Annotated in this window: 25 protein-coding genes; 10 read left to right on the top strand and 15 right to left on the bottom strand. The window is 59.2% G+C overall.

Annotated features, from left to right (window positions below; all coding sequences use genetic code 11):
* Positions 1-510 precede the first annotated feature (510 nt).
* Positions 511-1,710, bottom strand: coding sequence for a tyrosine--tRNA ligase (gene tyrS / locus KGA88_RS07530; RefSeq protein ID WP_110662979.1), 1,200 nt, complete (start codon positions 1,708-1,710; stop codon positions 511-513).
* A gap of 212 nt (positions 1,711-1,922) precedes the next feature.
* On the opposite strand from tyrS, the gene KGA88_RS07525 reads away from it, so the two are divergent.
* Both KGA88_RS07525 and KGA88_RS07520 read left to right on the top strand, forming a co-directional pair.
* Complete coding sequence (locus KGA88_RS07525; protein WP_223589940.1) at positions 1,923-3,341, top strand: peptidoglycan DD-metalloendopeptidase family protein; 1,419 nt, start codon at positions 1,923-1,925, stop codon at positions 3,339-3,341.
* Positions 3,342-3,343: 2 nt separating this feature from the next.
* Positions 3,344-4,435, top strand: a complete 1,092-nt coding sequence (locus KGA88_RS07520; protein WP_223589938.1) for an anhydro-N-acetylmuramic acid kinase — start codon at positions 3,344-3,346, stop codon at positions 4,433-4,435.
* 68 nt (positions 4,436-4,503) lie between these two features.
* Here KGA88_RS07520 and erpA read toward each other — a convergent pair whose 3' ends face one another.
* On the bottom strand, positions 4,504-4,854 hold the full coding sequence (gene erpA / locus KGA88_RS07515) for an iron-sulfur cluster insertion protein ErpA (RefSeq protein ID WP_027617200.1): 351 nt from the start codon (positions 4,852-4,854) through the stop codon (positions 4,504-4,506).
* Positions 4,855-5,020: 166 nt separating this feature from the next.
* A complete protein-coding gene (gene argC, locus KGA88_RS07510) occupies positions 5,021-6,055 on the bottom strand; it encodes an N-acetyl-gamma-glutamyl-phosphate reductase (protein WP_110659910.1) in 1,035 nt (344 codons plus the stop codon).
* Positions 6,056-6,190: 135 nt separating this feature from the next.
* Between argC and hemJ the strand changes: the two genes are divergently transcribed.
* From hemJ to coq7, 6 genes are all read left to right on the top strand, one after another.
* Entirely contained in the window at positions 6,191-6,622 is a 432-nt protein-coding gene (hemJ, locus tag KGA88_RS07505; protein ID WP_223589935.1) for a protoporphyrinogen oxidase HemJ, read from the top strand.
* 33 nt (positions 6,623-6,655) lie between these two features.
* Positions 6,656-7,624, top strand: coding sequence for an NAD(P)H-dependent flavin oxidoreductase (locus KGA88_RS07500; protein ID WP_223589933.1), 969 nt, complete (start codon positions 6,656-6,658; stop codon positions 7,622-7,624).
* A gap of 93 nt (positions 7,625-7,717) precedes the next feature.
* On the top strand, positions 7,718-8,683 hold the full coding sequence (locus KGA88_RS07495) for a DUF805 domain-containing protein (protein WP_223589931.1): 966 nt from the start codon (positions 7,718-7,720) through the stop codon (positions 8,681-8,683).
* A gap of 61 nt (positions 8,684-8,744) precedes the next feature.
* Entirely contained in the window at positions 8,745-9,533 is a 789-nt protein-coding gene (locus KGA88_RS07490; RefSeq protein WP_110659906.1) for an SDR family NAD(P)-dependent oxidoreductase, read from the top strand.
* An 80-nt stretch (positions 9,534-9,613) separates the two neighbouring features.
* Positions 9,614-9,952: a histidine triad nucleotide-binding protein gene (locus tag KGA88_RS07485; RefSeq protein ID WP_008027110.1), complete on the top strand. Its 339-nt coding sequence runs from the start codon at positions 9,614-9,616 to the stop codon at positions 9,950-9,952.
* A 216-nt stretch (positions 9,953-10,168) separates the two neighbouring features.
* Positions 10,169-10,816, top strand: a complete 648-nt coding sequence (gene coq7, locus KGA88_RS07480) for a 2-polyprenyl-3-methyl-6-methoxy-1,4-benzoquinone monooxygenase (protein WP_110659913.1) — start codon at positions 10,169-10,171, stop codon at positions 10,814-10,816.
* Between the two features lie 116 nt (positions 10,817-10,932).
* Here coq7 and speD read toward each other — a convergent pair whose 3' ends face one another.
* Both speD and KGA88_RS07470 read right to left on the bottom strand, forming a co-directional pair.
* Positions 10,933-11,724 (bottom strand): adenosylmethionine decarboxylase, encoded by a 792-nt coding sequence (gene speD, locus KGA88_RS07475; protein ID WP_103396606.1) that lies wholly within the window; start codon positions 11,722-11,724, stop codon positions 10,933-10,935.
* A gap of 239 nt (positions 11,725-11,963) precedes the next feature.
* A complete protein-coding gene (locus tag KGA88_RS07470; protein ID WP_092277352.1) occupies positions 11,964-12,386 on the bottom strand; it encodes an OsmC family protein in 423 nt (140 codons plus the stop codon).
* Positions 12,387-12,614: 228 nt separating this feature from the next.
* On the opposite strand from KGA88_RS07470, the gene crp reads away from it, so the two are divergent.
* A complete protein-coding gene (gene crp, locus KGA88_RS07465; protein WP_223589929.1) occupies positions 12,615-13,259 on the top strand; it encodes a cAMP-activated global transcriptional regulator CRP in 645 nt (214 codons plus the stop codon).
* Positions 13,260-13,269: 10 nt separating this feature from the next.
* Here the strand turns inward: crp and KGA88_RS07460 are convergent, their stop codons facing one another.
* From KGA88_RS07460 to KGA88_RS07445, 4 genes are all read right to left on the bottom strand, one after another.
* On the bottom strand, positions 13,270-13,971 hold the full coding sequence (locus KGA88_RS07460; protein WP_223589926.1) for a biotin/lipoate A/B protein ligase family protein: 702 nt from the start codon (positions 13,969-13,971) through the stop codon (positions 13,270-13,272).
* Between the two features lie 134 nt (positions 13,972-14,105).
* Positions 14,106-14,942 (bottom strand): indole-3-glycerol phosphate synthase TrpC, encoded by an 837-nt coding sequence (gene trpC / locus KGA88_RS07455; RefSeq protein WP_223589924.1) that lies wholly within the window; start codon positions 14,940-14,942, stop codon positions 14,106-14,108.
* Positions 14,939-15,988 carry an anthranilate phosphoribosyltransferase gene (gene trpD, locus KGA88_RS07450; protein ID WP_110662005.1) on the bottom strand — a complete coding sequence of 350 codons (1,050 nt, stop codon included), beginning with the start codon at positions 15,986-15,988 and terminating at the stop codon, positions 14,939-14,941. The genes trpC and trpD overlap by 4 nt, the downstream gene beginning before the upstream one ends.
* A 9-nt stretch (positions 15,989-15,997) precedes the next feature.
* Positions 15,998-16,591, bottom strand: a complete 594-nt coding sequence (locus tag KGA88_RS07445) for an aminodeoxychorismate/anthranilate synthase component II (RefSeq protein WP_085727855.1) — start codon at positions 16,589-16,591, stop codon at positions 15,998-16,000.
* A 408-nt stretch (positions 16,592-16,999) separates the two neighbouring features.
* Here KGA88_RS07445 and estP point away from each other — a divergent pair, with 408 nt between their 5' ends.
* Positions 17,000-18,910: an esterase EstP gene (gene estP, locus KGA88_RS07440; protein WP_223589922.1), complete on the top strand. Its 1,911-nt coding sequence runs from the start codon at positions 17,000-17,002 to the stop codon at positions 18,908-18,910.
* Positions 18,911-19,128: 218 nt separating this feature from the next.
* Here the strand turns inward: estP and trpE are convergent, their stop codons facing one another.
* The 6 genes from trpE to KGA88_RS07410 all read right to left on the bottom strand — a co-directional run bounded on the left by trpE (position 19,129) and on the right by KGA88_RS07410 (position 25,707).
* A complete protein-coding gene (gene trpE, locus KGA88_RS07435) occupies positions 19,129-20,610 on the bottom strand; it encodes an anthranilate synthase component I (protein ID WP_223589920.1) in 1,482 nt (493 codons plus the stop codon).
* A gap of 70 nt (positions 20,611-20,680) precedes the next feature.
* Positions 20,681-21,499: a phosphoglycolate phosphatase gene (locus tag KGA88_RS07430; RefSeq protein ID WP_110662002.1), complete on the bottom strand. Its 819-nt coding sequence runs from the start codon at positions 21,497-21,499 to the stop codon at positions 20,681-20,683.
* The gene (gene rpe / locus KGA88_RS07425) at positions 21,496-22,170 is read right to left on the bottom strand and encodes a ribulose-phosphate 3-epimerase (protein ID WP_110662001.1); all 675 of its coding nucleotides are present in this window, start codon (positions 22,168-22,170) and stop codon (positions 21,496-21,498) included. Before rpe ends, KGA88_RS07430 begins: the two co-directional genes overlap by 4 nt.
* Before the next feature lie 80 nt (positions 22,171-22,250).
* Complete coding sequence (locus KGA88_RS07420; RefSeq protein ID WP_110662000.1) at positions 22,251-23,399, bottom strand: iron-containing alcohol dehydrogenase; 1,149 nt, start codon at positions 23,397-23,399, stop codon at positions 22,251-22,253.
* Positions 23,400-23,622: 223 nt separating this feature from the next.
* Positions 23,623-24,447, bottom strand: a complete 825-nt coding sequence (locus tag KGA88_RS07415; protein WP_007980200.1) for an ABC transporter permease — start codon at positions 24,445-24,447, stop codon at positions 23,623-23,625.
* Between the two features lie 12 nt (positions 24,448-24,459).
* Positions 24,460-25,707, bottom strand: coding sequence for an ABC transporter permease (locus KGA88_RS07410; RefSeq protein ID WP_007980201.1), 1,248 nt, complete (start codon positions 25,705-25,707; stop codon positions 24,460-24,462).
* Positions 25,708-25,788 lie beyond the last annotated feature (81 nt).

Here is a 25,788-nt window from a genome sequence, read left to right as displayed (position 1 = left end):
CAAACTCTTCAGTTCAAACATCTTTGGGTTTTGAGAAAACCCTAAACTTGGCTCAGCAATCGTTGGTTACATCTTTGATTTCTCGCGGAGTAACTTGTGATGCTGATAATCTGTTGACTAGCAGTCTGACTCCACAAGCACCCACACGAATTGCTTGATTCAGTTGTTAAAGAGCGGTTGGTTAAGATCTTTCGTCTCAACCGAGGCGCGCATTCTACAGCAGCCTCATTTGCTGTCAAGTGGTATTTTTCAGAAGCTTTCAAGGATTTCCTTAACAACTTCAACCACTTGCGCTTCAGATCTCTCATCAGCGGGAGGCGAATTCTACAGCGTTACACGCTGCTGTCAACACCTCTTTTTCAACTTCCTTTTGGCTTCGATGAACTGAAGCAACCTGCTGCCGAAAACTGCGTAACTCGTTGTTTACCAAGGAGTTTTCCGTTTCGACTGCGCCGGAAGTGGGGCGAATTATAGGCTTCTAGAATTCGCCGTCAACCCCTTATTTCAACCTTATTCGGATTTAAGCGTAATACGCGCAAATGCCTTCTTCCCGGCCTGGCAAACATGGGTCGCGCCAAGCGCATATATAAAGGTGCGATCGACAACCTCACCATCTATACGCACACCACCGGAACCGAGGAGATCACGAGCCACCGCCGAGTTCTTGACCAACCCCGCCTTATTAAGGACAGCAGCGATCGGCATATCCTCGGCAGCAGTCAATTCGATTTCCGGCAGATCATCCGGCAGCTCACCATCCTTCATGCGGTTACCGGCGGCACGATGAGCATTGGCAGCAGCCTCCTCACCATGGAAGCGCGCAACGATCTCTTCGGCCAGCTTGATCTTGATATCACGCGGGTTGGCACCTGCTTCGACATCAGCACGGAACGCATTGATCTCATCCATGGAGCGGAAGCTGAGCAACTCGAAGTAACGCCACATCAGCGCATCCGGAATGGAAACCAGCTTGCTGTACATCACGCCCGGCGCTTCCTGGATACCGACATAGTTGCCCAGGGACTTGGACATCTTCTTCACGCCATCCAGACCCTCAAGCAGCGGCATGGTCAAAATGCACTGGGCTTCCTGGCCATAACCACGCTGCAGTTCACGCCCCATCAGCAAGTTGAACTTCTGATCGGTGCCGCCGAGCTCGACGTCTGCGCGCAGGGCTACAGAGTCGTAACCCTGAACCAGCGGATACAGGAACTCGTGAATGGCGATCGGCTGATTGGTCGTGTAGCGCTTGTCGAAGTCATCGCGCTCGAGCATGCGAGCCACGGTGTACTGCGAGGTCAGGCGAATGAAGTCAGCCGGCCCCATCTGATCCATCCAGGTGGAGTTGAAGGCCACTTCGGTTTTTGCCGGATCCAGAATCTTGAAGACCTGAGTCTTGTAGGTCTCGGCGTTCTCGAGGACTTGCTCGCGAGTGAGCGGTGGACGCGTAGCACTCTTGCCGCTCGGATCACCGATCATCCCGGTGAAGTCACCAATCAGGAAGATCACCTGATGCCCCAGCTCCTGGAACTGGCGCAGCTTATTAATAAGCACGGTGTGACCCAAGTGCAGATCCGGAGCCGTTGGATCGAAGCCTGCCTTAATACGTAGCGGCTGGCCACGCTTGAGCTTTTCAATCAGCTCGGACTCGACCAACAGTTCTTCCGCACCACGTTTGATCAGCGCTAGCTGCTCTTCAACCGACTTCATAACCAACCTGCAAGGCTCAGATTCAAAGGGAACCAACCATACAAGATCGCACGTCAAATACAAGGTTTGCCCGGCGCACGGACGCCAATCCGCAGGCAGAGCACCTATGGACTTGCTTCAGAGATGATTTGGTTATATTTTATACAGTTATTTCATCTTCATCATGTCATTCATCTTTTCCAATTCATCCTTTTTCAAAGTCAAAGCCACTTATGACCACAGAATCGTCTAAAGCGCCGCCGCTTTACCCGAAAACCCACTTGCTTGCCGCAAGTGGCATCGCCGCCCTTCTCAGTCTGGCGCTCCTGGTATTTCCTTCCAGCGATGTTGAAGCCAAAAAGACGACCCTTAGTCTTGAACTGGAAAGTCCTGCTGAACAACTGACACAAGATCAAGACGCTGCTGACGTCGTTCAAGCCACAAATGAACCAGCAACTTCCCCCTTCGCGCAGATCGACAACAGCGCCGAGGACACCCAGCAAGCCGTTCAAGCCGAGCCGGCGCCGGTCGTCGAAGAAAAGAAGCCGGCAAGCCACAGGGAAGTGATCGTTGCCAAGGGCGACACCCTTTCCACGCTGTTCGAGAAAGTCGGCCTCCCCGCCACTTCAGTGCATGAAATACTGGCCAGCGACAAGCAGGCCAAGCAGTTCAGCCAGCTCAAGCATGGGCAAAAACTCGAATTCGAACTGAGCCCGGATGGCCAGTTGACCAACTTGCACAGCAAGCTCAACGACCTCGAAAGCATCAGCCTGACCAAGAACGACAAGGGCTACACGTTCAACCGCATTACTGCGAAACCGACCGTGCGCTCCGCTTACGTTCACGGCGTGATCAACAGCTCGCTGTCGCAATCCGCGGCGCGTGCTGGCCTGTCTCACAGCCTGACCATGGACATGGCCAGTGTGTTTGGCTACGACGTCGACTTCGCCCAGGATATTCGCCAGGGTGACGAGTTCGACGTGATCTACGAGCAAAAGGTGGTCAACGGCAAGGCTGTCGGCAACGGCCCGATCCTGTCAGCGCGCTTCACCAACCGCGGCAAGACCTACACCGCCGTGCGTTACACCAACAAACAAGGCAACAGCAGCTACTACACCGCTGACGGCAACAGCATGCGCAAGGCGTTCATCCGCACACCGGTGGACTTCGCCCGCATCAGCTCGAAATTTTCCATGGGCCGCAAGCACCCGATCCTCAACAAGATCCGCGCCCACAAAGGCGTCGACTACGCTGCGCCACGCGGCACGCCGATCAAGGCTGCCGGTGACGGCAAGGTATTGCTGGCAGGTCGCCGTGGCGGTTACGGCAATACCGTGGTTCTGCAGCACGGCAATACCTACACCACGCTCTACGGCCACATGCAAGGCTTCGCCAAAGGCGTGAAGACTGGCGGCACGGTGAAACAGGGCCAGGTGATTGGTTACATCGGCACCACCGGCCTCTCCACCGGCCCGCACCTGCACTATGAGTTCCAGGTCAATGGCGTGCACGTCGACCCACTGGGCCAGAAACTGCCGATGGCCGATCCGATTGCCAAGGCCGAACGCGCACGCTTCCTCGCCCAAAGCCAGCCACTGATGGCGCGCATGGAACAGGAAAAAGCCACTCTGCTAGCCTCGAGCAAGCGTTAAGCATGGCGCTCTATATAGGTGTGATGTCCGGAACCAGCCTTGATGGCCTGGACATCGCGCTGATCGAGCAAGCCCCGGCGATCAGGCTGATCGCCTCCCACTACATCCCCATGCCCGATTCCCTGCGCGCCGAGCTGCTCAGCTTGTGCGCCAGCGGCCCGGACGAAATTGCCCGCTCCGCCATCGCCCAGCAAAACTGGGTGAAGCTGGCCGCCCAAGGGATTCATGCCCTCCTCGCTCAGCAGCCACTGAAGCCTGACGACATTCGTGCGATTGGCAGCCATGGCCAGACCATCCGCCACGAACCGGCACGCGGCTTTACCGTGCAGATTGGCAATCCGGCCTTGCTGACAGAGTTGACCGGCATCACCGTGGTCAGCGACTTCCGCAGCCGCGACGTCGCTGCCGGCGGACAAGGCGCACCACTGGTTCCCGCCTTCCACGAAGCACTGTTTGAAGAACGGGCCGGCCATCGCGCCGTGCTGAATGTCGGTGGTTTCAGCAATCTGAGCCTGATTGAGCCCGGCAAGCCTGTCGCCGGCTTTGACTGCGGCCCAGGCAATGTCCTGCTGGACGCCTGGATACATCAGCAACGTGGCGACAACTATGACCGTGACGGCCAATGGGCTGCCAGTGGCAAGGTTCAACCGGTTCTATTGAATGAGCTGCTCAGTGATCCGTTCTTTGTAACCAGGGGCCCAAAGAGTACCGGCCGGGAAGTATTCAACCTGCCTTGGCTGACACAACACCTCGCACAACTGCCAGCCTTCGCCACCGAAGATGTTCAGGCAACGCTGCTTGAGCTGACCGCGCAGACCATCATCGAATCACTGCAAAGCGCCCAGGCGGACACGCAGGAACTACTGGTCTGCGGTGGCGGCGCCCACAACACTGCGTTGATGAATCGCCTGGCCAGCCTGTTGCCAAACGCGAGTGTCAGCAGCACCGCTACTTACGGTGTAGACCCCGACTGGGTCGAAGCCATGGCCTTCGCGTGGCTGGCTCATTGCTGCCTCGAAGGCATCGCAGCCAACCGTCCGAGCGTTACAGGTGCCCGCGGCCTGCGCGTACTCGGCGCCATCTACCCCACGTAAAGCCTCCAGACAGCAAAACGCCGCACGGCCCTGAGGCTGTGCGGCGTTCTGTGAAACAGATGCGCTGATCAGATCGAGAACGAAGAACCGCAACCACAGGTGGTGGTCGCATTCGGGTTCTTGATGACGAAACGCGAACCTTCCAGGCCTTCCTGGTAGTCCACCTCGGCACCTGCCAGATACTGGTAGCTCATCGGATCGACCACCAGACTCACACCTTCGCGCTCGACGATGGTGTCGTCATCGGCCACTTCTTCATCGAAGGTGAAGCCGTACTGAAAACCTGAACAACCGCCGCCCGTAACAAATACGCGCAGCTTCAAGCGATCATTCCCCTCTTCATCGACCAGGCTCTTCACCTTGTGCGCGGCACCGTGGGTGAATTGCAAAGCCGTGGGGGTGAAGGATTCGACGCTCATGCTGACTATCTCCCGGCGTTACGCCGTCATATTGCGTGATGACGCGCATTATCCGCTTCTCCTAGAAAAGCGGTCAACTATTGTTATGGTATATCAACCAATCCAATCGCTGGCCCGAAATGCAAAAAGGCCCGTCAGACGGGCCTTTTGCTGTACGCGATTACGCTTACGGCAGCATGCCGGCGTGGGACAGGCCCAGACGCTCATCCAGCCCGAACAGAATATTCATGTTCTGCACAGCCTGACCCGAAGCGCCCTTGACCAGGTTGTCGATCACCGACAGCACAACCACCAGATCACCATCCTGAGGGCGATGCACGGCAATACGGCAGACGTTGGCACCCCGTACGCTACGCGTCTCCGGATGGCTGCCGGCCGGCATGACGTCAACGAACGGTTCGTTGGCATAACGCTTTTCGAACAGCGCCTGCAGGTCCACCGAGCGATCAACAACGGTTGCGTAGAGCGTCGAGTGAATGCCGCGAATCATTGGCGTCAGGTGCGGAACGAAGGTTAGGCCGACGTCCTTGCCCGCTGCACGACGCAGGCCCTGGCGGATTTCCGGCAAATGACGGTGCCCTTTGACCGCATAGGCCTTCATGCTTTCCGACGTCTCGGAGTACAGCGAGCCTACGGAAGCACCACGGCCAGCACCGCTGACGCCGGATTTGCAGTCAGCAATCAGATGCGCAGTATCAGCCAGGCCCGCTTCGAGCAATGGCAGGAAACCCAATTGCGTCGCAGTTGGGTAGCAGCCAGGCACGGCAATCAGGCGTGCTTTCTTGATCTGCTCGCGATTGACTTCCGGCAAGCCGTAGACCGCCTCGTCCAGTAGTTCCGGCGCGCCGTGCGGCTGGCCGTACCATTTGGCCCACTCATTTGCATCTTGCAGACGGAAGTCGGCCGACAGGTCGATGACTTTGGTCCCGGCCGCCAGCAATTCGCCCGCCAACGCATGGGCAACACCGTGCGGCGTGGCGAAGAACACCACATCGCAAGCGCCCAGGGTCTTGATGTCCGGAACACTGAATGCCAGGCCGTCGTAATGGCCTCGCAGGTTCGGGTACATGTCGGCTACGGCCAGGCCGGCCTCGGATCGGGAAGTGATGACTACCACTTCAGCTTGCGGATGCTGTGCCAACAGACGCAGCAGTTCGACACCGGTGTAACCCGTGCCGCCGACGATACCGACCTTGACCATAAACCTGCCCTCAACGAACCCACTGGAAAGCCGTCGATAATAGGGCCCGCGCGCCCCTGCGACAACCGGCAAGGTGACGTGCGGAGCGTCAAGCCTCTACTATTCCGGCTACCGTGAATTGGGGAATAACTAAAAATGCTCTATCTGTGGCTCAAAGCGTTTCATATCGTCAGCGTCGTGTGCTGGTTTGCCGGCCTGTTCTACCTGCCAAGACTGTTCGTTTATCACGCACAAAGTGAAGACACGATCAGCAAGGAACGCTTCAGCGTCATGGAGCGCAAGCTGTATCGGGGCATCATGGGGCCGGCGATGATCGCCACGCTGATCTTTGGCGGCTGGTTGATCAGCCTCAATCCGAGTGCGTATTTCACCCAGGGTGGCTGGATGCACGCCAAGCTGACGCTGGTGGTGATTCTGATCGGCTACCACCATATGTGCGGCGCGCAGGTAAAACGTTTTGCCCGTGGCGAAAACACCCGCAGCCATGTCTTTTTTCGCTGGTTCAATGAAGTGCCGGTTCTGATATTGCTGGCAATCGTAATTCTGGTCGTCGTTCGGCCGTTCTAAATCCAACAGGCACAACTCACCGGGGTACTTCCAATGTCGCTGCCCGCTCTGCTCGAACAACGCTTGCGTCTGCCCGTGGTGGCAGCACCGATGTTCCTGATTTCCAATCCGCAATTGGTACTCGCCTGTTGTCGTCAGGGCGTGGTCGGCAGCTTTCCGGCGCTGAATCAGCGTGAAAGCAGCGGTTTCAAGGCCTGGCTGGAAGAAATCGAAGCCGGACTGGCGACACTGGAAAACCCCGCGCCTTATGCCGTGAACCTGATCGTGCACAACAGCAATCCGCGGTTGCAGGCGGATCTGGATATCTGCGTCGAACACAAAGTGCCGATCGTGATCACCAGCCTTGGCGCTGTGAAAGAAATGGTCGACGCGGTGCACAGCTATGGCGGCCTGGTGTTCCATGATGTGACAACTCGTCGTCATGCCGAAAAAGCGGCCGAAGCAGGCGTCGATGGTTTGATTGCCGTGGCTGCCGGGGCCGGTGGACATGCCGGGACCTGGAGCCCGTTCTCGCTGATTGCCGAAATTCGCCAGTTCTTCGACAAGACTCTGTTGCTGGCCGGCTGCCTGAACCATGGCCACGAAATTCTTGCCGCTCAATTGCTCGGCGCGGACCTGGCCTACTTTGGCACACGATTTATCGGCACAACCGAAAGTCACGCGCCCGATGCCTATAAAGAAATGCTGCTGACATCCAAAGCGGCAGACATCATCCATACTCCAGCGGTGTCAGGTGTTCCCGCGAGCTTCATGCGCCAGAGCCTGGAAGCCGCCGGTTTCGACATGGCCGCCTTGCAAGGCAAGGGCGAGATCAACTTCGGTTCCAAACTCAAACCTGTGAGCGATGAGGCCAAAGCCTGGAAAACCGTTTGGTCTGCAGGTCAGGGTGTAGGAGAAATCGAGGACTTGCCGAGTGTCGAGCAGTTGATTGCCCGTCTCGACGCGGAGTACCGCGAGGCCCTGGAAGATGCCGCCCGGTTGACCAAACGCTGGCCACGCTGACAGCAAACCTTGGCCAGTCTCGCCCGACTGACCTTACACTCGCCCGGGCACAACCTTCTTCTTTCAACCTCTCGCGACAAGGATGCTTCGCACATGGGCGAAAATCATTTCAAGATCGTATTCGAAGGCGCCTTGCTGCCCGGTGTCGACATCACCACGGCAAAACTCAATCTCGCCGAGTTGTTCAAAAGTGATGTCTCGGCCATCGAGCGCTTGTTCTCCGGGCGTCCGGTAGCGCTCAAACGCAACCTGTCGCAAGCCGATGCCCAGACCTACCTCCAGGCGCTGAGTAAAACCGGTATCGATGCCCGCATCGAAGCCGAAACACCGATCGAGTTGAACCCCGCCGACGTGCATGACCACATTCCGGCCAGCAGCCAGGCCACACCGGCAGATCCGCAGTCCCCTTACGCCCCGCCTCGCGCCCCCGTCGGCGAAGCCGTGGCGGAATTCGCCACACTCAAGCCATTCAGTTTCGATGGCCGTATCGGCCGCTTGCGTTACCTTGCCTGGACCCTGGTACTGACGCTTGTGCTCTCGGCAGTTTGCGGGGTGTTTGCCTTGGTTGCCCTGGCCCTCATCAGCGCGGACTCTACCGCCGGCCTGATATTGGGCGGCTTGCTGGCCTTGATCCTGTTTGTCGGATTTGCCTTCGTCAGCATCCAGATCACCGTTCAACGTTTGCACGATGCTGGCTGGTCCGGCTGGCTGTGGCTGTTGAACCTGGTGCCGTTTGTTGGCAGTTTCTTTCCGTTTGTGGTAATGGCCGTGCCGGGCAACGAACTGGCCAACCGCTACGGTCCGCCGCCTCCACCGAACAGCACCGCAGTCAAGGTATTGTCCTCGCTCTGGCTGGTCGTTATTGCGCTGATTCTGTTTGGCGCGATGGCAGGTGGCCTCTCGGCGATACAGGAAGAATACGAAAACGCCGCACAGAGCAGTTACGAAAGCAGCTCGGTCATCACCGATGAAATCGACGTCGAGGCCGAACCGGCGCCAAATTCCACCGACGATGCAGCCGAAAAGGCCCAGCCCCCTGTAGACTCTGCGAAAGAATGAACAGCGCTCCTGGCCCGTGACACCTGCGTCGCGGCGCGGAGCTGTTGCGATGGAGAACTGCATGACCCGTTACGCTCTGATCACTGGTGCCTCCAGCGGCATCGGCCTGGCAATGGCCGAAGCGCTGGCCCGGCGCGGCCGCAGCCTGATTCTGGTGGCCCGACAGCGTGATCAGCTGGAAAGTATTGCGATTGAACTGACCCAAAGGTTCGGCGTGGAAGTGTTGTTCCGTGCCTGCGACCTGGGCGAACCGCTGCGTCTGTCCGGATTCCTGCTGGAGCTGGAAGAAGGCGACAGGCAGATCGATCTGCTGGTCAACTGCGCCGGTATCGGTACATGCGGCCCGTTTCTGGCCCAGGACTGGATGACCGAGCAAGATCTGATCGAAGTCAACATCCTCGCCCTCACCCGCCTGTGCCACGCCATCGGCAACAGCATGGCCCTGCAAGGCGGCGGGCAGATTCTGAATGTGGCCTCGATGGCGGCGTTTCAACCGGGGCCGTGGATGAGCACCTATTACGCCAGCAAGGCGTATGTGCTGCACTTTTCCGAAGGATTGCGCGTCGAGCTGAAAAAGTGCGCGGTCAAGGTTTCCGTGCTCTGCCCTGGACCGACCCGCACTGCGTTTTTCCGCACCGCGCAACTCAACAGCGAAAAACTGACCAACAGCAAACTGCTGATGAGCCCCGAGGAAGTGGCGCTCTACACCGTGCGCGCACTGGAAAAGAATCAAGCGATCATTATTCCCGGACGGCGCAACCGCTGGTTCGCCTTCCTGCCAAGGCTCGGCTCGCGCTGGCTGACTCGCACAATCGCCGGCATGGTCAACAAGGCCTACTGCCCGCGCTGATCCAACTCAAGGTAAAAGGCTGGGCGCTGGCATACGCCATGAGTACACTCAGCCCAGCTCAAACAACGGAGAAAAAAGCTGTGGATACTCTGTTCACCAAGATCATCAACCGGGAAATCCCGGCAAAGATCATTTACGAGGACGACCAGGTACTGGCCTTCCACGACATTGCCCCACAGGCACCGGTACATTTTCTGGTGATCCCGAAGAAGCCGGTTCGCACCTTGAACGACCTGACCGAGGACGACAAGGCATTGGCCGGGCACATTCTGTTCACCGCCCAGCGCCTGGCACTGGAGCTGGGCTGTGAAAAAGGCTTCCGCGTCGTCATGAACTGCAATGAAGAAGGTGGGCAAACCGTCTACCACATTCATATGCACGTACTGGGTCAGCGCCAGATGCACTGGCCGCCGGGCTGATTACCCCCTCCCCTTTGTGGGAGCGGGCTTGCTCGCGAAGAGGGTCTCACCTTCAACATCTTTGTTGACTGATACTCCGTCTTCGCGAGCAAGCCCGCTCCCACAAAAAGAATGGCTTCACAGCACTGTCACAACCTCTGCTTCACAATGACCCAGCGCAAACCTTCCCTGGCCGATTGGGTTAAACTGGCCACCGAAATTCCCCCGGAGGTCAGCATGACTACCCAACGTCACTACTCGCCGATTGACCGCCTTCTGCTGCAAGCCGATGCCGCGATGCGCACCCTGCTGCCCTTCAGTGGCCAGCCGTACCGTCCGTCGCCCGCCATCGTGCAGCCGGATGCGAAAATGAGCGATGAAGACACGCGCCACGTTGCCGGCCTGATGCGCATCAACCATACCGGCGAAGTCTGCGCCCAGGCGCTGTACCAGGGGCAGGCGCTGACCGCCAAACTGCCGCAGGTACGTGCCGCGATGGAACATGCCGCCGAAGAAGAAATCGACCACCTGGTCTGGTGCGAACAACGCATCCATCAGTTGGGCAGCCACACCAGCATTCTCAATCCGCTGTTTTATGGCATGTCGTTCGGGATTGGCGCAGTGGCCGGCCTGATCAGCGACAAGGTCAGCCTGGGGTTCGTCGCGGCAACGGAAGACCAGGTGTGCAAACACTTGAACGAACACCTGGAGCAATTGCCCGCCGAGGACGAGAAATCCCGGGCAATTCTTGAGCAGATGCGCATCGATGAAGAACAGCATGCCGAAAGTGCGCTGAAGGCTGGCGGGTTCCGCTTTCCGGCACCGGTGAAATTCGGGATGAGTTTGATGGCCAAGGTGATGACCAAGAGTACTTATCGGATCTGATTTCCAGGTCGCCTGATAGGGCCTCTTCGCTGGCAAGCCAGCTCCTACCAGGAATGTAATTGGCAATAAAAAAGGCGACTGCCGTGAGGTAGTCGCCTTTTTTGTGTTCGAAAATCTTACGCCATATTGCGCGCGTAGAAGATTTCGAGCATTTCGTGTTTCACCCGCTCGGTCACCTGGGCACGTTGCTCAGAGGACAGGCTGCTGGTGGCGTCGCCGAACAGGTAGTTATCCAGTTCGAAGTTCTTCAGCAGCATTTTGGTGTGGAACAGGTTTTCCTGGTACACGTTCACGTCGGTCATCTGGTACGCGTCGCGAGTGTCTTCGGAGAGGTAGTTCTGGATCGAATTGATCTCGTGGTCGATGAAGTGCTTTTTGCCTTCAACGTCACGAGTGAAGCCGCGCACACGGTAATCCACGGTCACGATGTCCGAATCGAACTGGTGAATCAGGAAGTTGAGCGCTTTAAGCGGTGAAATGACCCCGCAAGTCGACACGTCGATGTCCACACGGAAAGTTGCAATACCGCTGACCGGATGGATCTCCGGGTAGGTGTGCACCGTGATGTGGCTCTTGTCGAGGTGGGCCAGAATGATTTCGGGCAGCGGGCCCGGGGACTCTTCGATCTGACTGTCGGTCGGGGTGACCGGCTCTTCCGAGATCAGGATCGTTACGCTGGCGCCCTGCGGCTCATAATCCTGACTGGCGATGTTCAGGATATTGGCACCAATGATATCGACAACTTCCGTGAGGATCTGCGTCAGGCGTTTCGCGTTGTACTCTTTATTGATGTACTCAACGTAAGCCTGCTGGTCTTGCGGGGTTTCCGCGTAGCAGATGTCATAGATGTTGAAGCTCAAGGTCTTTGTCAGGTTATTGAACCCGTGGAGCTTGAGTTTGCTTTTCACCGTTAAAAACTCTCTATGTGCTTGCGGCCCGGCCGCGTGATCAAGCATGCCCGTCAGATGCGAACAACGCACCTGCGTAGGACGGTTAACACCTCTTCGCGATGGCGATTTTGGTTGTCTGTTCGGGTGCGCGGCCTGTCGGTTGACGGGCCACTACCCTGAAAAAAGTGGCGCATTATGCAGACGTCAGCTTGGGTTCGCCAGAGTCTGCACTGCTTTTATGATAGTTGAATGTCGATTCAACCGAGTTCGATGATCTCGTAGTCGTGGGTAATTGCCACGCCTGCCGCGCCGAGCATGATCGAGGCCGAGCAATATTTTTCGGCAGACAATTCGATGGCGCGCTTGACCTGGGCTTCTTTCAGCCCGCGACCCTTGACCACGAAATGCATGTGGATCTTGGTGAAAACCTTTGGATCTTCGCTCGCACGCTCGGCCTCAAGGAAAGCTTCACAGCTCTCGACCGCCTGGCGGGACTTCTTGAGGATGCTGACCACATCGAAATTGCTGCAACCACCAACACCCAGCAGCAGCATTTCCATCGGCCGGACACCCAGGTTACGTCCACCGGCATCGGGCGGCCCGTCCATGACCACGACATGACCACTACCGGATTCGCCGAGGAACATGGCTTCGCCAGCCCATTGGATGCGTGCCTTCATCGCCAAGACTCCACTGTATAAAAAAGGGTCGCCAGCTTAGCACAGGCCCCGTGATTGACAGCGCCCGGCGTCCTAGGACATATCCCACAGCCTTGTAGGTAAATGCTCGAATTTTTCAGGAAGTGTCTGGTAAGCTGACGCCAATTCAATGGCGCATGGCCAGCCTCACTCCAGCGTTCACTATTTATAAAAACCAAACATACCGTGCAGTCTTTTCGGGATACAACCATGGTTGCTATTGCCCCCACCCCCAAGATCAAGAACCTCGACAAGCTGTTGATGCATTGCCAGCGCCGCCGCTATCAGGCCAAGAGCAACATTATTTGCGCCGGCGACCGCTCGGAAACGCTGTTCTTCATCATCAAAGGCTCAGTCACCATCCTGATCGAAGATGACGATGGCCGGGAAATGATCATTTCCTACCTGAACGCCGGGGACTTTTTCGGTGAGCTGGGCCTGTTTGAGCAAGCCGGTCTGGAGCAAGAGCGCAGCGCCTGGGTGCGGGCCAAGGTTGAATGCGAAGTTGCGGAAATCAGCTACGCAAAATTCCGCGAGTTATCCCTGCAGGATCCGGACATTCTTTACGTCCTCAGCGGACAAATCGCACAGCGCCTGCGCAACACCACGCGCAAGGTCGGTGACCTGGCATTCTTCGACGTGACCGGTCGCGTCGCCCGCTGCCTGCTGGAGCTGTGCAAACAGCCAGACGCCATGACTCACCCCGACGGCATGCAAATCAAGGTAACCCGTCAGGAAATCGGGCGGATTGTCGGTTGTTCCCGGGAAATGGTCGGTCGGGTGCTCAAGGATCTGGAAGAGCGAAACCTCGTGGACGTCAAAGGCAAGACCATGGTGGTCTTCGGTACGCGATAAGCTCGCAAACCTAGCCGCTGAACATCTGCGCCAGCATCAACCGGTAGAGTTCGTCGAGACGTGCCAGCGCATCGGGCGCGGCGAACTTCTCATGCAGGGCAATATGGCTTTCGGCGCGTACTCGTTGTTCCAGACCGCAGGCCTCGTTGAAACGATTGACCGCAGCGACCATCGCCTCTCGCTTGTTATCCAGCAGCATCGCCCCATGTACCAGTCCCACCGGACGCTGCCCCCCCTGACTCTGACGCCAGCGCTGGGCGGTACCGACCATCTTGCGCCCATCGAGATTGACGTTGAAGCGACCGTCACAGAAAGCACCTTCGATTTCACCCAGCGACGAAGTGCCACCCAGTTCATCCAGCAACTGGCAAATCGGGTCGCACAGACGACGGTAACCGGACTCGATGCGGCTCAGGTCGCCTTCGCTACGGGGCGGCGCATAAACCAGCGCGATGTTGATCGTGGTGGCGGATTGCGGCACCGGTTCGCCGCCGGTATCGCGTAACAACACAGGCCAACCCGCCGCAGCCGACACTTCGCAGGCGGCTTCGAAGCCTGGCAAGCGGTTCAGGCGACGGGGCATCACGAGTGCCTGGTCACTGGGTTGCCAGAACAGCAGGCCGAATTCCCCATTGCCAGCGCAGACCGAGGCCAACAGATCCTGTTCGGCTTGCAGGCCGGCTTCGATGGTGAGGGCGGTTGGCAGTGACATGAAGAACTCCGACAGGCATGAGGTCTTTGGGGAATTTTCGGGCCCCTTCGCGAAAAAGCCCGCTCCCACATTTGATCGCGGTCTAATGTGGGAGCGGGCTTGCTCGCGAAGGAGTCGCCTCGGTCTGCGTGCAATCAGTCGAGGGTCGAACCGCTGACAGGCACGCCGCGCTCAGGGAAGAACAGACGCTGCAACTCGGTACCCGGGCTTTCGGCGCGCATGAATGCCTCGCCGACCAGGAATGCGTAGACGTCGCTGATTTCCATCAGCTCGACATCGGCGCGATTGAGAATGCCGCTCTCGGTGATGACCAGGCGATCACGAGGAATGCGCGGCAACAGGTCGAGAGTGGTTTCCAGGCTGACTTCGAAGGTGTGCAGATTGCGGTTGTTCACGCCAACCAGCGGAGTGTCGAGGGTTTTCAGGGCCCGCTCCAGCTCATCGCCGTCGTGGACCTCCACCAGCACGTCCAGGTTGACGCTTTTGGCCACGGCTGCCAGTTCGGCCATCTTCACGTCATCCAGCGCGGACACGATCAACAACACGCAATCGGCACCCAGGGCTCGGGCTTCGACGATCTGGTACGGATCGATCATGAAGTCCTTGCGGATCACCGGCAGCTGGCACGCCGCACGGGCCTGCTGCAGGTAGGCGTCAGCGCCCTGAAAGTAGTCGATGTCGGTGAGTACCGACAGGCAAGTCGCGCCGCCCTTCTCGTAGCTTCTGGCGATATCGGCGGGAACGAAGTTCTCGCGGATCACGCCTTTGCTCGGCGAGGCTTTCTTGATTTCGGCAATGACTGCCGGCTGCTTCATCTTGGCCTGAGCCAGCAAGGCCTTGGCAAAACCACGGGGTGCATCGGCCGCCTTGGCCAGGTTTTCCAGCTCGGCAAGGCTCACGCGAGCGCTACGCTCGGCGACCTCCTCGACCTTGCGCGCCAGAATCTTTTCCAGAACCGTCGGTACACTCATCCCTCATTCTCCACTTTGAATACCGCGGTAAATGCACCCAGCTCCTCAAGCTTTTCTCGAGCGAGGCCGGTGTGCAGCGCATCGTGCGCCAAGGCAACGCCTTCTTTCAGGCTGCTGGCATGGTCCGCCGCGTAAAGTGCGGCACCGGCATTGAGCATGATCATCTCGGCCGCCTTCTGACCGTTCTCGGTCTTGCGCTTGCCCAGGGCATCGCGAATCAATTCCAGGGACGCCGCCGGGCTATCCACCGCCAGGCCATGCAGGCTCTGGCTCTTCATGCCGAGGTCTTCCGGCTCGACCCAATACTCGGTGATCTGGTCGTTTTTCAGTTCTGCCACGAAGGTCGGTGCTGCCAGGCTGAACTCATCCAGGCCATCCTTCGAATGCACCACCAGCACATGCTTGCTGCCCAGACGCTGCAACACTTCCGCCAGCGGTCGGCACAAGGCCTGGGTGAATACGCCAACTACCTGATGCTTCACACCGGCCGGATTCGTAAGCGGGCCGAGCATGTTGAACAAGGTGCGCAAGCCCAGGTCACGACGCGGGCTTGCGGCGTATTTCATCGCAGAGTGATGCGTCTGGGCAAACATGAAACCAATACCAACGTTGTCAATGCAGCGCGCCACTTGCACCGGCGTCAGGTTCAGGTAGATGCCAGCCGCCTCCAGCAGGTCGGCGCTGCCGCTCTTGCCCGAAACAGCACGGTTGCCGTGTTTGGCCACCGTACAGCCGGCCGCCGAAACCACGAAAGCGGAAGCGGTCGACACGTTGAAGATGTTGGCACCGTCACCGCCGGTGCCCACCACATCGACCACACCGTCGAGGGTCTTGAGCTCGACCTTGTCCGCCAGCTCGCGCATCACCGACACCGCGCCGACGATCTCGTCGATGCTTTCGCTCTTCATGCGCATGGCCATCATGAACGCGCCAATCTGCGCGTCCGAGCATTGCCCGGTCATGATTTCGCGCATGACATCGCGCATTTCATCGGTGCTGAGGTCGAGGTGATCGACGATACGGCTCAGGGCTGTCTTGATGTTCATGATAAGTCCTTAGCGCGTGCCGCCGGTTTGTTTGAGGAAGTTGGCGAAAAGCTCGTGGCCCTGCTCGGTGAGGATCGACTCAGGGTGGAACTGCACGCCTTCGATGTTAAGGGTCTTGTGACGCAGGCCCATGATCTCGTCGACCGAGCCGTCTTCGAGTTGGGTCCAGGCCGTCAGCTCCAGGCAATCGGGCAGGGTTTCGCGCTTGACGATCAATGAATGATAGCGGGTCACCGTCAGCGGACGATTCAGGCCTGCGAAGACACCCTTGTCCTCGTGAAATACCGGGCTAGTCTTACCGTGCATCACTTGACGGGCGCGCACCACATCACCGCCAAAGGCCTGGCCGATGGATTGGTGGCCGAGGCAGACGCCAAGAATCGGCAGCTTGCCGGCGAAATGCTTGATCGCTTCAATCGAGATGCCGGCTTCGGTCGGGGTGCAAGGACCGGGGGACACAACGATGCGCTCGGGGTTGAGGGCTTCGATTTCAGCGATGGTCAGTTCATCGTTGCGCACGACCTTGACCTCGGAGCCGAGCTCGCCCAGGTACTGCACAACGTTGTAGGTAAAGGAGTCGTAGTTATCGATCATCAGCAACATGGCGTTTAGAACCTCTTGAATTCACTGACTTTTAAGATGGCCTTCGAATGATTGACCCGCAGAGCGCTGCGCTTTGTCAGGTGCTGGAGTAGCGCCAGCAAAGCGGCATTTCAAACGGGTGAAGAAGGCGAAGCGGTACAGGTCCGGCGAAGCCGGCAAAAGAATTCAGGCGCGCCAACGCCAGCGGGCGTGTGCCTTGATGACTTGATCCAGGAGTTTACTGATGATCAACACGGGGAAGGTCTCGTTCGTACGTCCCGGCACAGTAACTTAGCTGGGCAGAGCGTGCAATATCGCCGGGGGTACTGCCCGCGAAACTCTTAAAGGCTTCGCGACAGATGGCAAAAGGCCGAACGTTTTTGGTACTGTCGTTTCGTTCACTAAAACAATAAATAAACGGACTTGCTCATGATCAAACAGTCGTTGTTTGTACCGCTCGCAGGATGCTTGCTCGCGATGGCATGCGCCCAGGCGAACGCCGCACCCAATCCTTATACAAGCTTCGTGGTCTTCGGGGACAGCCTCAACGATGCCGGGACCTTTGCCGACACTGGCGGGCCTGCCGGGTCGACGCAGCGCTTTACCAACCGGACGGGGCCGGTGTACCTGGATGGCAGCGGCGAAGTCCGCTCGCTCAACTCCACGCAGATACTGGGTGGAAAACTGGGCTACTCGGCGGATCAGACCGCATCTTCATCGTCGGCGGTGCGCGCCAGCAACGGCCAGCCCGATGGTAACAACTGGGCTGTGGGTGGCTACCGTACCGACCAGATTCTGGATTCGATCACCAGCACCTCCGCCACCGGCGAACGCACCCGGGCCGGCTATCTACCATCCAATAACTTCCGCGCCGACCCGAACGCGCTGTATTACCTGTCGGGTGGCGGCAACGACTTCCTGCAAGGTCGCGTCACCAGCTTGCCCCAGGCCAGTGCCGCCGCCGACCGCCTGGCCGACAGCGTGCAGACTCTGCAAACCGCCGGCGCCAAATACGTCATGGTCTGGTTGCTGCCCGATATCGGCTTTACCCCGGCGTTCAACGGCACCCCGCTGCAAGCCTTCACGTCCCAGCTCAGCGCACAGTTCAACACTGAACTGGTGAGCCGACTGCAGAACATCAATGCCGAAGTCATCCCGCTCAACATTCCGGTACTGCTCAAAGAGACGTTCGCCAACCCGGCGCAGTTTGGCCTGGCCACCGACCAGAACCTCATCGCCACCTGCTTCAGCGGTAACGGTTGTACCGAGAATGCCCGCTTCGGCATCAACAGCGCCACGCCGGACCCGACCAAGCTGATCTACAACGACTCGGTGCACCCCACCGAAGCCGGACAGCGCCTGATTGCCGATTACGCGTATTCCCTGCTGGCGGCGCCGTGGGAGCTGACCCTGCTGCCGGAAATGGCCCAGGGCACTGTACGCGCGCACCAGGATGAACTGCGCAATCAATGGCTGGCCGATTGGGAAAACTGGCAGGGCGTCGGTCAATGGCGAGCCATTGTTTCGGGGGGCGGACAGCACCAGGACTTTGACAGTCAGGACAGCGCGGTCAGTGCCGACGGCAACGGAGCCAACCTGAACATCGGTGGCAGCTACCGTATCGATGATGCCTGGCGCGTCGGCTTGGCGGCCGGGTTCTATAACCAGAAGCTCGAGGCCGGCAGCAACGACTCCGACTACAAGCTCAACACCTATCTGGGCACGGCATTCGCCCAATACCAGCAAAACCGTGTCTGGGCTGACGTGGCGTTGACGGCAGGGCATCTGGATTACGACAGCCTCAAGCGCAAGTTCCAGTTGGGCGTCAACGAACGCGGTGAAAAAGGCGACACCAGTGGCTACGTCGAGGCCTTCAGCGCTCGCCTGGGTTACGACATTGCGCAACAAGCCAGCAGCCCTTGGCATGTGTCGCCGTTTATCAGCGCTGATTTCTCCAAGGCGAAAGTCGACGGCTACTCGGAGGACGGCAACAATTCCACGGCGCTGACCTTTGCCGATCAGGAGGTTATTTCCCGACGCCTGGGCGCTGGCCTGCAGGGTAAATACCAGATTACCCCGCAAACCCAGGTGTTCGGCGAAGCGGCAATCGAGCGTGAGTACAACGACGATACCCAGGATGTGGGCATCAACCTCAACACCTTGCCGAACAACCAGTTCACTCTGGAAGGCTACACCCCGCAAAGCCACTTGCAGCGGGTGAACCTGGGCGTGAGCCATAACCTCACCCGCGATCTGGCATTGCGCGCCAGCTACAACATCCGCAAGGACGACGACTTCACCCAACAGGGCATCAACGTAGGTGTTGCGCTGGACTTCTGATGTGCAGGCAATAAAAAACGCGGCGCCCTTACAGGCGCCGCGTTTTTTATTGAGGTGAATACTTTTGTGGCGAGGGGGCTTGCCCCCGTTGGGTCGCGAAGCGGCCCCAAGATCTGCAGTCGCGGTGTATCAGGTACACCGAGTGCGAGGTTTGCGACTGCTTCGCAGCCGAACGGGGGCAAGCCCCCTCGCCACAAAAGCTCCCTCACCACGTGAGCTCAGCTTTCCGGGGTTTGTTCGGCCAGGGCAACGGCGCGGAACATCGCGCGGCGCTTGTTCAGGGTTTCTTCCCATTCCAGTGCCGGTACCGAGTCGGCAACGATGCCGCCACCGGCCTGCACGTGCAGCTCACCGTTCTTGATCACCGCCGTGCGGATCGCAATGGCGGTGTCCATGTTGCCGTTCCAGGCGAAGTAGCCGACGGCACCGCCGTAGACGCCACGCTTGACCGGTTCCAGTTCGTCGATGATTTCCATCGCGCGGATTTTCGGCGCACCGGACAAAGTGCCCGCCGGCAGAATCGCCCGCAGTGCATCCATCGCCGTCAGTCCGGCTTTCAGTTGCCCGGTGACGTTGGACACGATGTGCATCACGTTGGAGTAACGCTCGATGACCATTTTCTCGGTGAGCTTCACCGAGCCGATTTCCGATACCCGCCCGGTGTCGTTGCGACCGAGGTCGATCAGCATCAAGTGCTCGGCGATTTCCTTGTCGTCCGACAGCAGGTCTTGTTCCAGCGCCAGGTCAGCCTCTTCGCTGGCGCCCCGCGGACGGGTGCCGGCAATCGGGCGCACGGTGATGAGGTTGTCTTCGACCCGCACCAGCACTTCCGGCGAGCTGCCGACGACGTGGAAGTCGCCGAAGTTGAAGAAGTACATGTAAGGCGTCGGGTTGAAGCAGCGCAGCGCCCGGTACAGATCGATCGGCGCCGCCTTGAAGTCGATCGACATGCGCTGGGACGGCACGACCTGCATGCAGTCACCGGCCAGGATGTATTCCTTGATGGTGTCGACGGCCTTTTCGTAATCGTCCTGGGTGAAGCTGGAACGGAACACCGGGTCAGCTGCTTGCTGCTTGCTGAAGTCCAGGCCACGACGCGGGGTGATCGGCTGGCGCAGTGTTTCCAGCAGCTCTTCCAGGCGGGCGCGACCTTGCTCGAAAGCATCTTCCTGAGCCGGGTCGGCCAGGACGATGGCGTGCATCTTGCCAGCCAGGTTATCGAACACCACGACGGCGTCGGAGACCATCAGCAGAATGTCCGGCACGCCCAGCGGATCCGGGTTCGGGCATTTGCCCAGGCGCTTTTCCACATAACGCACGCAGTCATAACCGAAATACCCTACCAGGCCACCGTTGAAGCGCGGCAGGCCGGCAATGGTCGGCACGTTGTAGCGAGCCTTGAAGGCCTCGACGAAGGCCAGCGGGTCTTCCACGTCGTGACTTTCGGCCTCGACGCCATCGACGGTCACGCTGACGTGATGGTCGTGAACCCGCAGCACGGTGCGGCACGGCAGGCCGATGATCGAGTAACGGCCCCACTTCTCGCCGCCCTGTACGGATTCCAGCAAGTAGGAATTGGGTTCGTCAGCCAGCTTCAGGTAGATCGACAGCGGTGTGTCGAAGTCGGCCAGGGTTTCGCAGGCAAGCGGAATGCGGTTGTAGCCGGCAGCGGCCAAACGCAGGAATTCTTCGCGGATCATGAGGTGCCTCGTGGCTTGAGGGTCGAACAGTCAGGTATGCAAACGCGCCGGATAACCGGCCAGGATCAAGTCAGGCGCGCCAACGCCAGCGGGCCAGGGCCTTGATGACTTTCATCCAGAGTTTGCGAGTGACCACCACGATGGCGTTTCCAGAAGGGGGTTGGACAGCGTCGGCCAACGTTATCTCAGCGGCCGGATCCAGGCAACCGGGAATTAGTTTGCGCAAGTCGTCGATGACCAGCGCCGGCGACTCTTCGGCTATCGGCCGGCCGTGGTTATAGCCGTAGCTCAGGGCCACGCACTTGACCCCCGCCGCTTTCGCCGCCAGCACATCGCTGCGCGAGTCACCAACGAACAACGACTGCGAAGCCGGAATGTTGGCCATCTTCATCACGAAAAACAGCGCGGCCGGATCGGGTTTTTTCTGTGGCAAGGTATCGCCGCCGATGATCCAGCGGAAATAGCGGCCGATCTTCATCTGATCCAGCAGCGGCGCGACGAAACGCTCCGGCTTGTTGGTGATCAGTGCCATCTCGACACCCTGCTTTTTCAACCATCTGAGGGTGTCGCGCACGCCGGGGTAAACCACGGTCAACTCATGGCTCTCGCCATAAGCCTGCATGAAATACTCCAGCGCCCGATCGGCCTCGGCGTCATCGACCGCCGAATGATCAATAGCGCCAGCCAGCGCACGACGCACCAGTACCGGCGCGCCATTGCCGACCCACTCGCGCACCGCTTCCAGACCGGCGGGTTGGCGACCGAGATTGAGCAGCATCTTGTCCACAGCCACTGCCAGGTCCGGGACCGAGTCGATCAGAGTACCGTCCAGATCGAACATCACCAGCCGCGGCAGTTGCCCCGGGAACAGCTGCTCAAAGCCACTCATGGGCGAGCCAGCGCCAGTTCGGAACGCATCTTGTCGATGACTTCCTGATAGTTCGGTGCATTGAAGATGGCCGAGCCGGCGACGAAGGTGTCAGCACCGGCCGCAGCGATTTCGCGGATGTTGTTCACGTTCACGCCACCGTCGATTTCCAGGCGAATGTCGCGGCCCGAAGCATCGATCAGTGCCCGCGCTTCGCGCAGCTTGTCGAGGGTACCGGGGATGAACTTCTGCCCACCAAAGCCCGGGTTGACGCTCATCAGCAGGATCATGTCGACCTTGTCCATCACGTACTTGAGCACGTCCAGCGGGGTCGCCGGGTTGAACACCAGACCCGACTTGCAGCCGCCCTCGCGGATCAATTGCAGGGAACGGTCAACGTGCTGCGAGGCTTCCGGGTGGAAGGTGATGTAGGTCGCGCCGGCTTCGATGAAGTCACCGACGATGCGGTCCACCGGGCTGACCATCAGGTGCGCGTCGATCGGTGCGGTAACGCCGTACTTGCGCAATGCCGAGCAGACCATCGGGCCGATGGTCAGGTTCGGTACGTAATGGTTGTCCATGACATCGAAATGCACGAAGTCGGCGCCGGCGGCCAGGACGTTGTCCACTTCTTCACCCAGGCGGGCGAAGTCGGCGGAGAGAATCGACGGAGCAATTACGAAGGGCTGCATGACGCACCTTTTCTGAGCAGAATCACGATGGCGCGCATTGTATACCTCATGCTTTGACGCGCGCACCGTGAGCGCGATGATCAGTAGGCAGCGCGGTAGATCTTCTCGATATCAATCGCGCTCAATTTGCGCGGATTGTTGCGCATCAAGCGCTCAATGCCCGCGGCTTCCACTGCCATGGCGGGGATGGCATCTTCGGGAACCCCAAAACTGCGCAGGCCCTGAGGAATTTCCACAGCCGCACACAATTCGGTCATGGCCTCCACGGCTTTGTCGGCCGCTTCATTGACACTCAGATGAGCGGTCTTCACCCCCATGGCTTCGGCAATATCCTGCATGCGTTCGATGCAGGCCATCTTGTTCCAGGTCATGACATAGGGCAGTAGCAAGGCATTACTGACCCCGTGGGCAATATTGAAACGCCCGCCCAACGGATACGCCAGCGCATGCACCGCGCCAACCCCGGCATTGCCGAACGCCATGCCGGCCATCAGGCTGGCGGTGGCCATGTCTTCCCGGGCTTGCAGGTTCGACGGGTTGGCGTAGGCCTTGGGCAGCGCCTTGGCGATCAGCTTGATGGCGCCGATCGCCAGTGAATCGGTAATCGGCGAAGCGTTGACCGACAGATAGGACTCGATGGCATGCACCAGCGCATCGACGCCGCTGGCCGCCGTGACGCTGCGCGGACAGGTCAGGGTCATTTGCGGACTGACCAGCGCCACGTCCGGCAACAGGTAGTCGCTGACGATACCCTTCTTCAATTGCGCGACCTTGTCGGAAAGGATGGCGACGTTGGTCACTTCCGAACCGGTGCCGGCTGTGGTGGGGATGGCAATCAGCGGCGGACCTTTGCGCGGCACCTGATCGATACCGAACAGATCCTCCAGCGCGCCGTGGTAGCCGGCATAGGCCGCCACGCTCTTGGCGATGTCGATGGCACTGCCGCCGCCCAGGCCGATCAGGCCGTCATGCCCGCCTTCGCGGTAGACCCGCATGCAGTCTTCGACGATGGCGATTTCCGGATCGGGCAGTACCCGATCGAAGATCTCGTAAGTCCGATCCCCCAGCTGTGCCAGTGCCAGTTCTACCGTGCCGGATTTGACCAGGGCGGCATCGGTGACGATCAGCGGGTGGTCGATGTCCAGTCGCGTCAGTTCGGCGGACAGCTGCTCGATGGCACCTGCGCCGGTGATCAGTTTGTGAGCAATTTTGAAAGAGGAAAGACTCATGTGCGCAGCCTCTTATAGGTAGGGGAGCTGGGCACAATAGTAGCTGGGGAATGGGGTTTGTCTGCCATTCAGGTCGTGAATGACCGGACCTCCCGAAGACTGCCAAAAACACTTGTAGGAGCGAGCCTGCTCGCGATGAACCCGAGAACGCCGCGGGGTTTCAGGTTTCTCGCGTTATCGTTGACGTTCATCGCGAGCAGGCTCGCTCCTACAGGGGATCAGATCAGACCTGCGCGGTACGCAGTTTCTCGCTACGCCCACGCAGCCATTCCAGGGTCAGCAGCAGGATCACCGAGAAGGCAATCAGCAGCGTCGCGGCGGCGGCGATGGTCGGACTGAGGTTCTCGCGGATACCGCTGAACATCTGCCGTGGCAGGGTCGCTTGCTCGGGACCTGCGAGGAACAGCGTCACCACCACCTCATCGAACGACGTCGCGAAGGCAAACAACGCCCCCGAGATCACGCCCGGGGCAATCAGCGGCAAGGTCACCCGGCGGAACGTAGTCAGCGGCGAAGCGCCCAGGCTCGCGGCGGCCCGTACCAGATTGTGGTTGAACCCCTGCAAGGTCGCCGACACGGTAATGATCACGAACGGCACACCCAACACCGCATGCACCACGATCAGCGAGAAGAAGCTGTTGCCCAACCCCAGCGGTGCGAAGAACAAGTAACTGGCCACACCGATGATCACCACCGGCACCACCATTGGCGAAATGACCAGCGCCATCACCAGTGCCTTGCCGGGGAAGTCGCCACGGGTCAGGCCAATGGCCGCCAACGTACCGAAGACCATCGCCAGCACCGTGGCCGCCGGAGCGACGATGATGCTGTTCTTCAGGGCGCGCATCCATTCCGCCGAAGCGAAGAAGTCGTGATACCACTGCAGCGAGAAGCCCTGCAGCGGGTACACCAGGAAGCTGCCGGAGTTGAACGACAGTGGAATGATCACCAGCACCGGCAGGATCAGGAACAACAGAATCAAGCCGCAGAGAATCCGCAAGCTGTAGAACCACACCCGTTCGATGGGCGACATATAAGGACTCAGCATTTCGTTCTCCCCTTAGCTCAGGCGCAGGCGGCTCGCGCCCACCAGCCAGCTGTAAATCAGATAAAGCACGACCGTCGCGAGCAACAGCAGCCCACCGAGTGCGGTCGCCATACCCCAGTTGATGCTGGTGTTGGTGTAGAAGGCGACGAAGTAGCTGACCATCTGATCGTTCGGGCTGCCCAGCAAAGCCGGGGTGATGTAGTAGCCGATGGCGAGGATGAACACCAACAGGCAACCGGCGCCGACACCGGCATAGGTCTGCGGGAAATACACCCGCCAGAAACTGGCGAACGGATGGCAGCCAAGGGAGATCGCGGCGCGCATGTAGGTCGGCGAGATGCCTTTCATCACGCTGTAGATCGGCAGGATCATGAATGGCAGCAGGATGTGCACCATCGAGATGTAGACGCCGACGCGGTTGAACACCAGTTCGATCGGCTTATCGATGATGCCCATGGCCATCAGGCCGCTGTTGATCAGGCCGCCCGATTGCAGCAGCACGATCCACGCCGCGACCCGCACCAGGATCGAGGTCCAGAACGGCAACAGCACCAGGATCATCAGCAGGTTGCTCTGCCGCGACGGCAGGTTCGCCAGCAAGTAAGCCAATGGGTATGCCAGCACCAGGCAGATCACGGTGATGATCAGGCCCATCCAGAAGGTGCGAGCGAAGATGTCGAGGTAGATCGCCTGATCCGGGGTGGCCGGGGCGATTTCGCCGAGGTCGTCGATGCGGTGATCGACGGCCGCCAGCAGGTAATACGGGGTGATGCTGCTGGTGTTGCGGCGTACCGCTTGCCAGTAGGCCGGGTCGCCCCAGCGCTCGTCGAGGCCTTCCAGCGCTTCTTTATAGGAGGCCGGTTCAGTGGCAAGCGGCAAGGCGCGGGCGGTTTTGGTCAGCAGGCTGCGGTAGCCGGCCAGCTCCATGTTCAGGCGCTTGGACAGATCGCCCAGGGTCTGATTCTTGCGAGCCTCGGCGAGGTCTTCGGCCGCTGCTTTGTAAACCGGTTCAGCGGGCAGGCCGCGGCCGTCCCAACTGGCGATGGCCGTCACGGTGCGCGGCATGCCGCCGACCACTTCCGGGTTGCCAACGCTTTTGTAGAGCAGCGCCACGATCGGCACCAGGAACACCAGCAACAGAAACAGCACCAGCGGCGCGATCAACGCCTGGGCCTTCCAGCGGTTGACCCGCTCGGCGTGCTTGAGCCGCTGCTTCAAGGTGGGGCTGGTGCCCTCGTTCAGGGGAACGGCGATAGCCATGACGTACTCCGGGAATCTTTGATCGTTACAGAGATGGGAAACCACCTCGATCGTTATTGTGGGAGCGGGCTTGCTCGCGAA

It is taken from the genome of Pseudomonas sp. A-R-19, from assembly GCF_019956575.1.
Lineage (GTDB): Bacteria > Pseudomonadota > Gammaproteobacteria > Pseudomonadales > Pseudomonadaceae > Aquipseudomonas.
This window is presented reverse-complemented; position numbering and strand designations above follow the sequence as displayed.

Coding starts and splice junctions, on each gene's coding strand:
- tyrS (WP_110662979.1), bottom strand. CDS start 1,710: ATGAAGTCGGTTGAAGAGCAGCTAGCGCTGATCAAACGTGGTGCGGAA.
- KGA88_RS07525 (WP_223589940.1), top strand. CDS start 1,923: ATGACCACAGAATCGTCTAAAGCGCCGCCGCTTTACCCGAAAACCCAC.
- KGA88_RS07520 (WP_223589938.1), top strand. CDS start 3,344: ATGGCGCTCTATATAGGTGTGATGTCCGGAACCAGCCTTGATGGCCTG.
- erpA (WP_027617200.1), bottom strand. CDS start 4,854: ATGAGCGTCGAATCCTTCACCCCCACGGCTTTGCAATTCACCCACGGT.
- argC (WP_110659910.1), bottom strand. CDS start 6,055: ATGGTCAAGGTCGGTATCGTCGGCGGCACGGGTTACACCGGTGTCGAA.
- hemJ (WP_223589935.1), top strand. CDS start 6,191: ATGCTCTATCTGTGGCTCAAAGCGTTTCATATCGTCAGCGTCGTGTGC.
- KGA88_RS07500 (WP_223589933.1), top strand. CDS start 6,656: ATGTCGCTGCCCGCTCTGCTCGAACAACGCTTGCGTCTGCCCGTGGTG.
- KGA88_RS07495 (WP_223589931.1), top strand. CDS start 7,718: ATGGGCGAAAATCATTTCAAGATCGTATTCGAAGGCGCCTTGCTGCCC.
- KGA88_RS07490 (WP_110659906.1), top strand. CDS start 8,745: ATGACCCGTTACGCTCTGATCACTGGTGCCTCCAGCGGCATCGGCCTG.
- coq7 (WP_110659913.1), top strand. CDS start 10,169: ATGACTACCCAACGTCACTACTCGCCGATTGACCGCCTTCTGCTGCAA.
- KGA88_RS07470 (WP_092277352.1), bottom strand. CDS start 12,386: ATGAAGGCACGCATCCAATGGGCTGGCGAAGCCATGTTCCTCGGCGAA.
- crp (WP_223589929.1), top strand. CDS start 12,615: ATGGTTGCTATTGCCCCCACCCCCAAGATCAAGAACCTCGACAAGCTG.
- KGA88_RS07460 (WP_223589926.1), bottom strand. CDS start 13,971: ATGTCACTGCCAACCGCCCTCACCATCGAAGCCGGCCTGCAAGCCGAA.
- trpC (WP_223589924.1), bottom strand. CDS start 14,942: ATGAGTGTACCGACGGTTCTGGAAAAGATTCTGGCGCGCAAGGTCGAG.
- trpD (WP_110662005.1), bottom strand. CDS start 15,988: ATGAACATCAAGACAGCCCTGAGCCGTATCGTCGATCACCTCGACCTC.
- KGA88_RS07445 (WP_085727855.1), bottom strand. CDS start 16,591: ATGTTGCTGATGATCGATAACTACGACTCCTTTACCTACAACGTTGTG.
- estP (WP_223589922.1), top strand. CDS start 17,000: ATGATCAAACAGTCGTTGTTTGTACCGCTCGCAGGATGCTTGCTCGCG.
- trpE (WP_223589920.1), bottom strand. CDS start 20,610: ATGATCCGCGAAGAATTCCTGCGTTTGGCCGCTGCCGGCTACAACCGC.
- KGA88_RS07430 (WP_110662002.1), bottom strand. CDS start 21,499: ATGAGTGGCTTTGAGCAGCTGTTCCCGGGGCAACTGCCGCGGCTGGTG.
- rpe (WP_110662001.1), bottom strand. CDS start 22,170: ATGCAGCCCTTCGTAATTGCTCCGTCGATTCTCTCCGCCGACTTCGCC.
- KGA88_RS07420 (WP_110662000.1), bottom strand. CDS start 23,399: ATGAGTCTTTCCTCTTTCAAAATTGCTCACAAACTGATCACCGGCGCA.
- KGA88_RS07415 (WP_007980200.1), bottom strand. CDS start 24,447: ATGCTGAGTCCTTATATGTCGCCCATCGAACGGGTGTGGTTCTACAGC.
- KGA88_RS07410 (WP_007980201.1), bottom strand. CDS start 25,707: ATGGCTATCGCCGTTCCCCTGAACGAGGGCACCAGCCCCACCTTGAAG.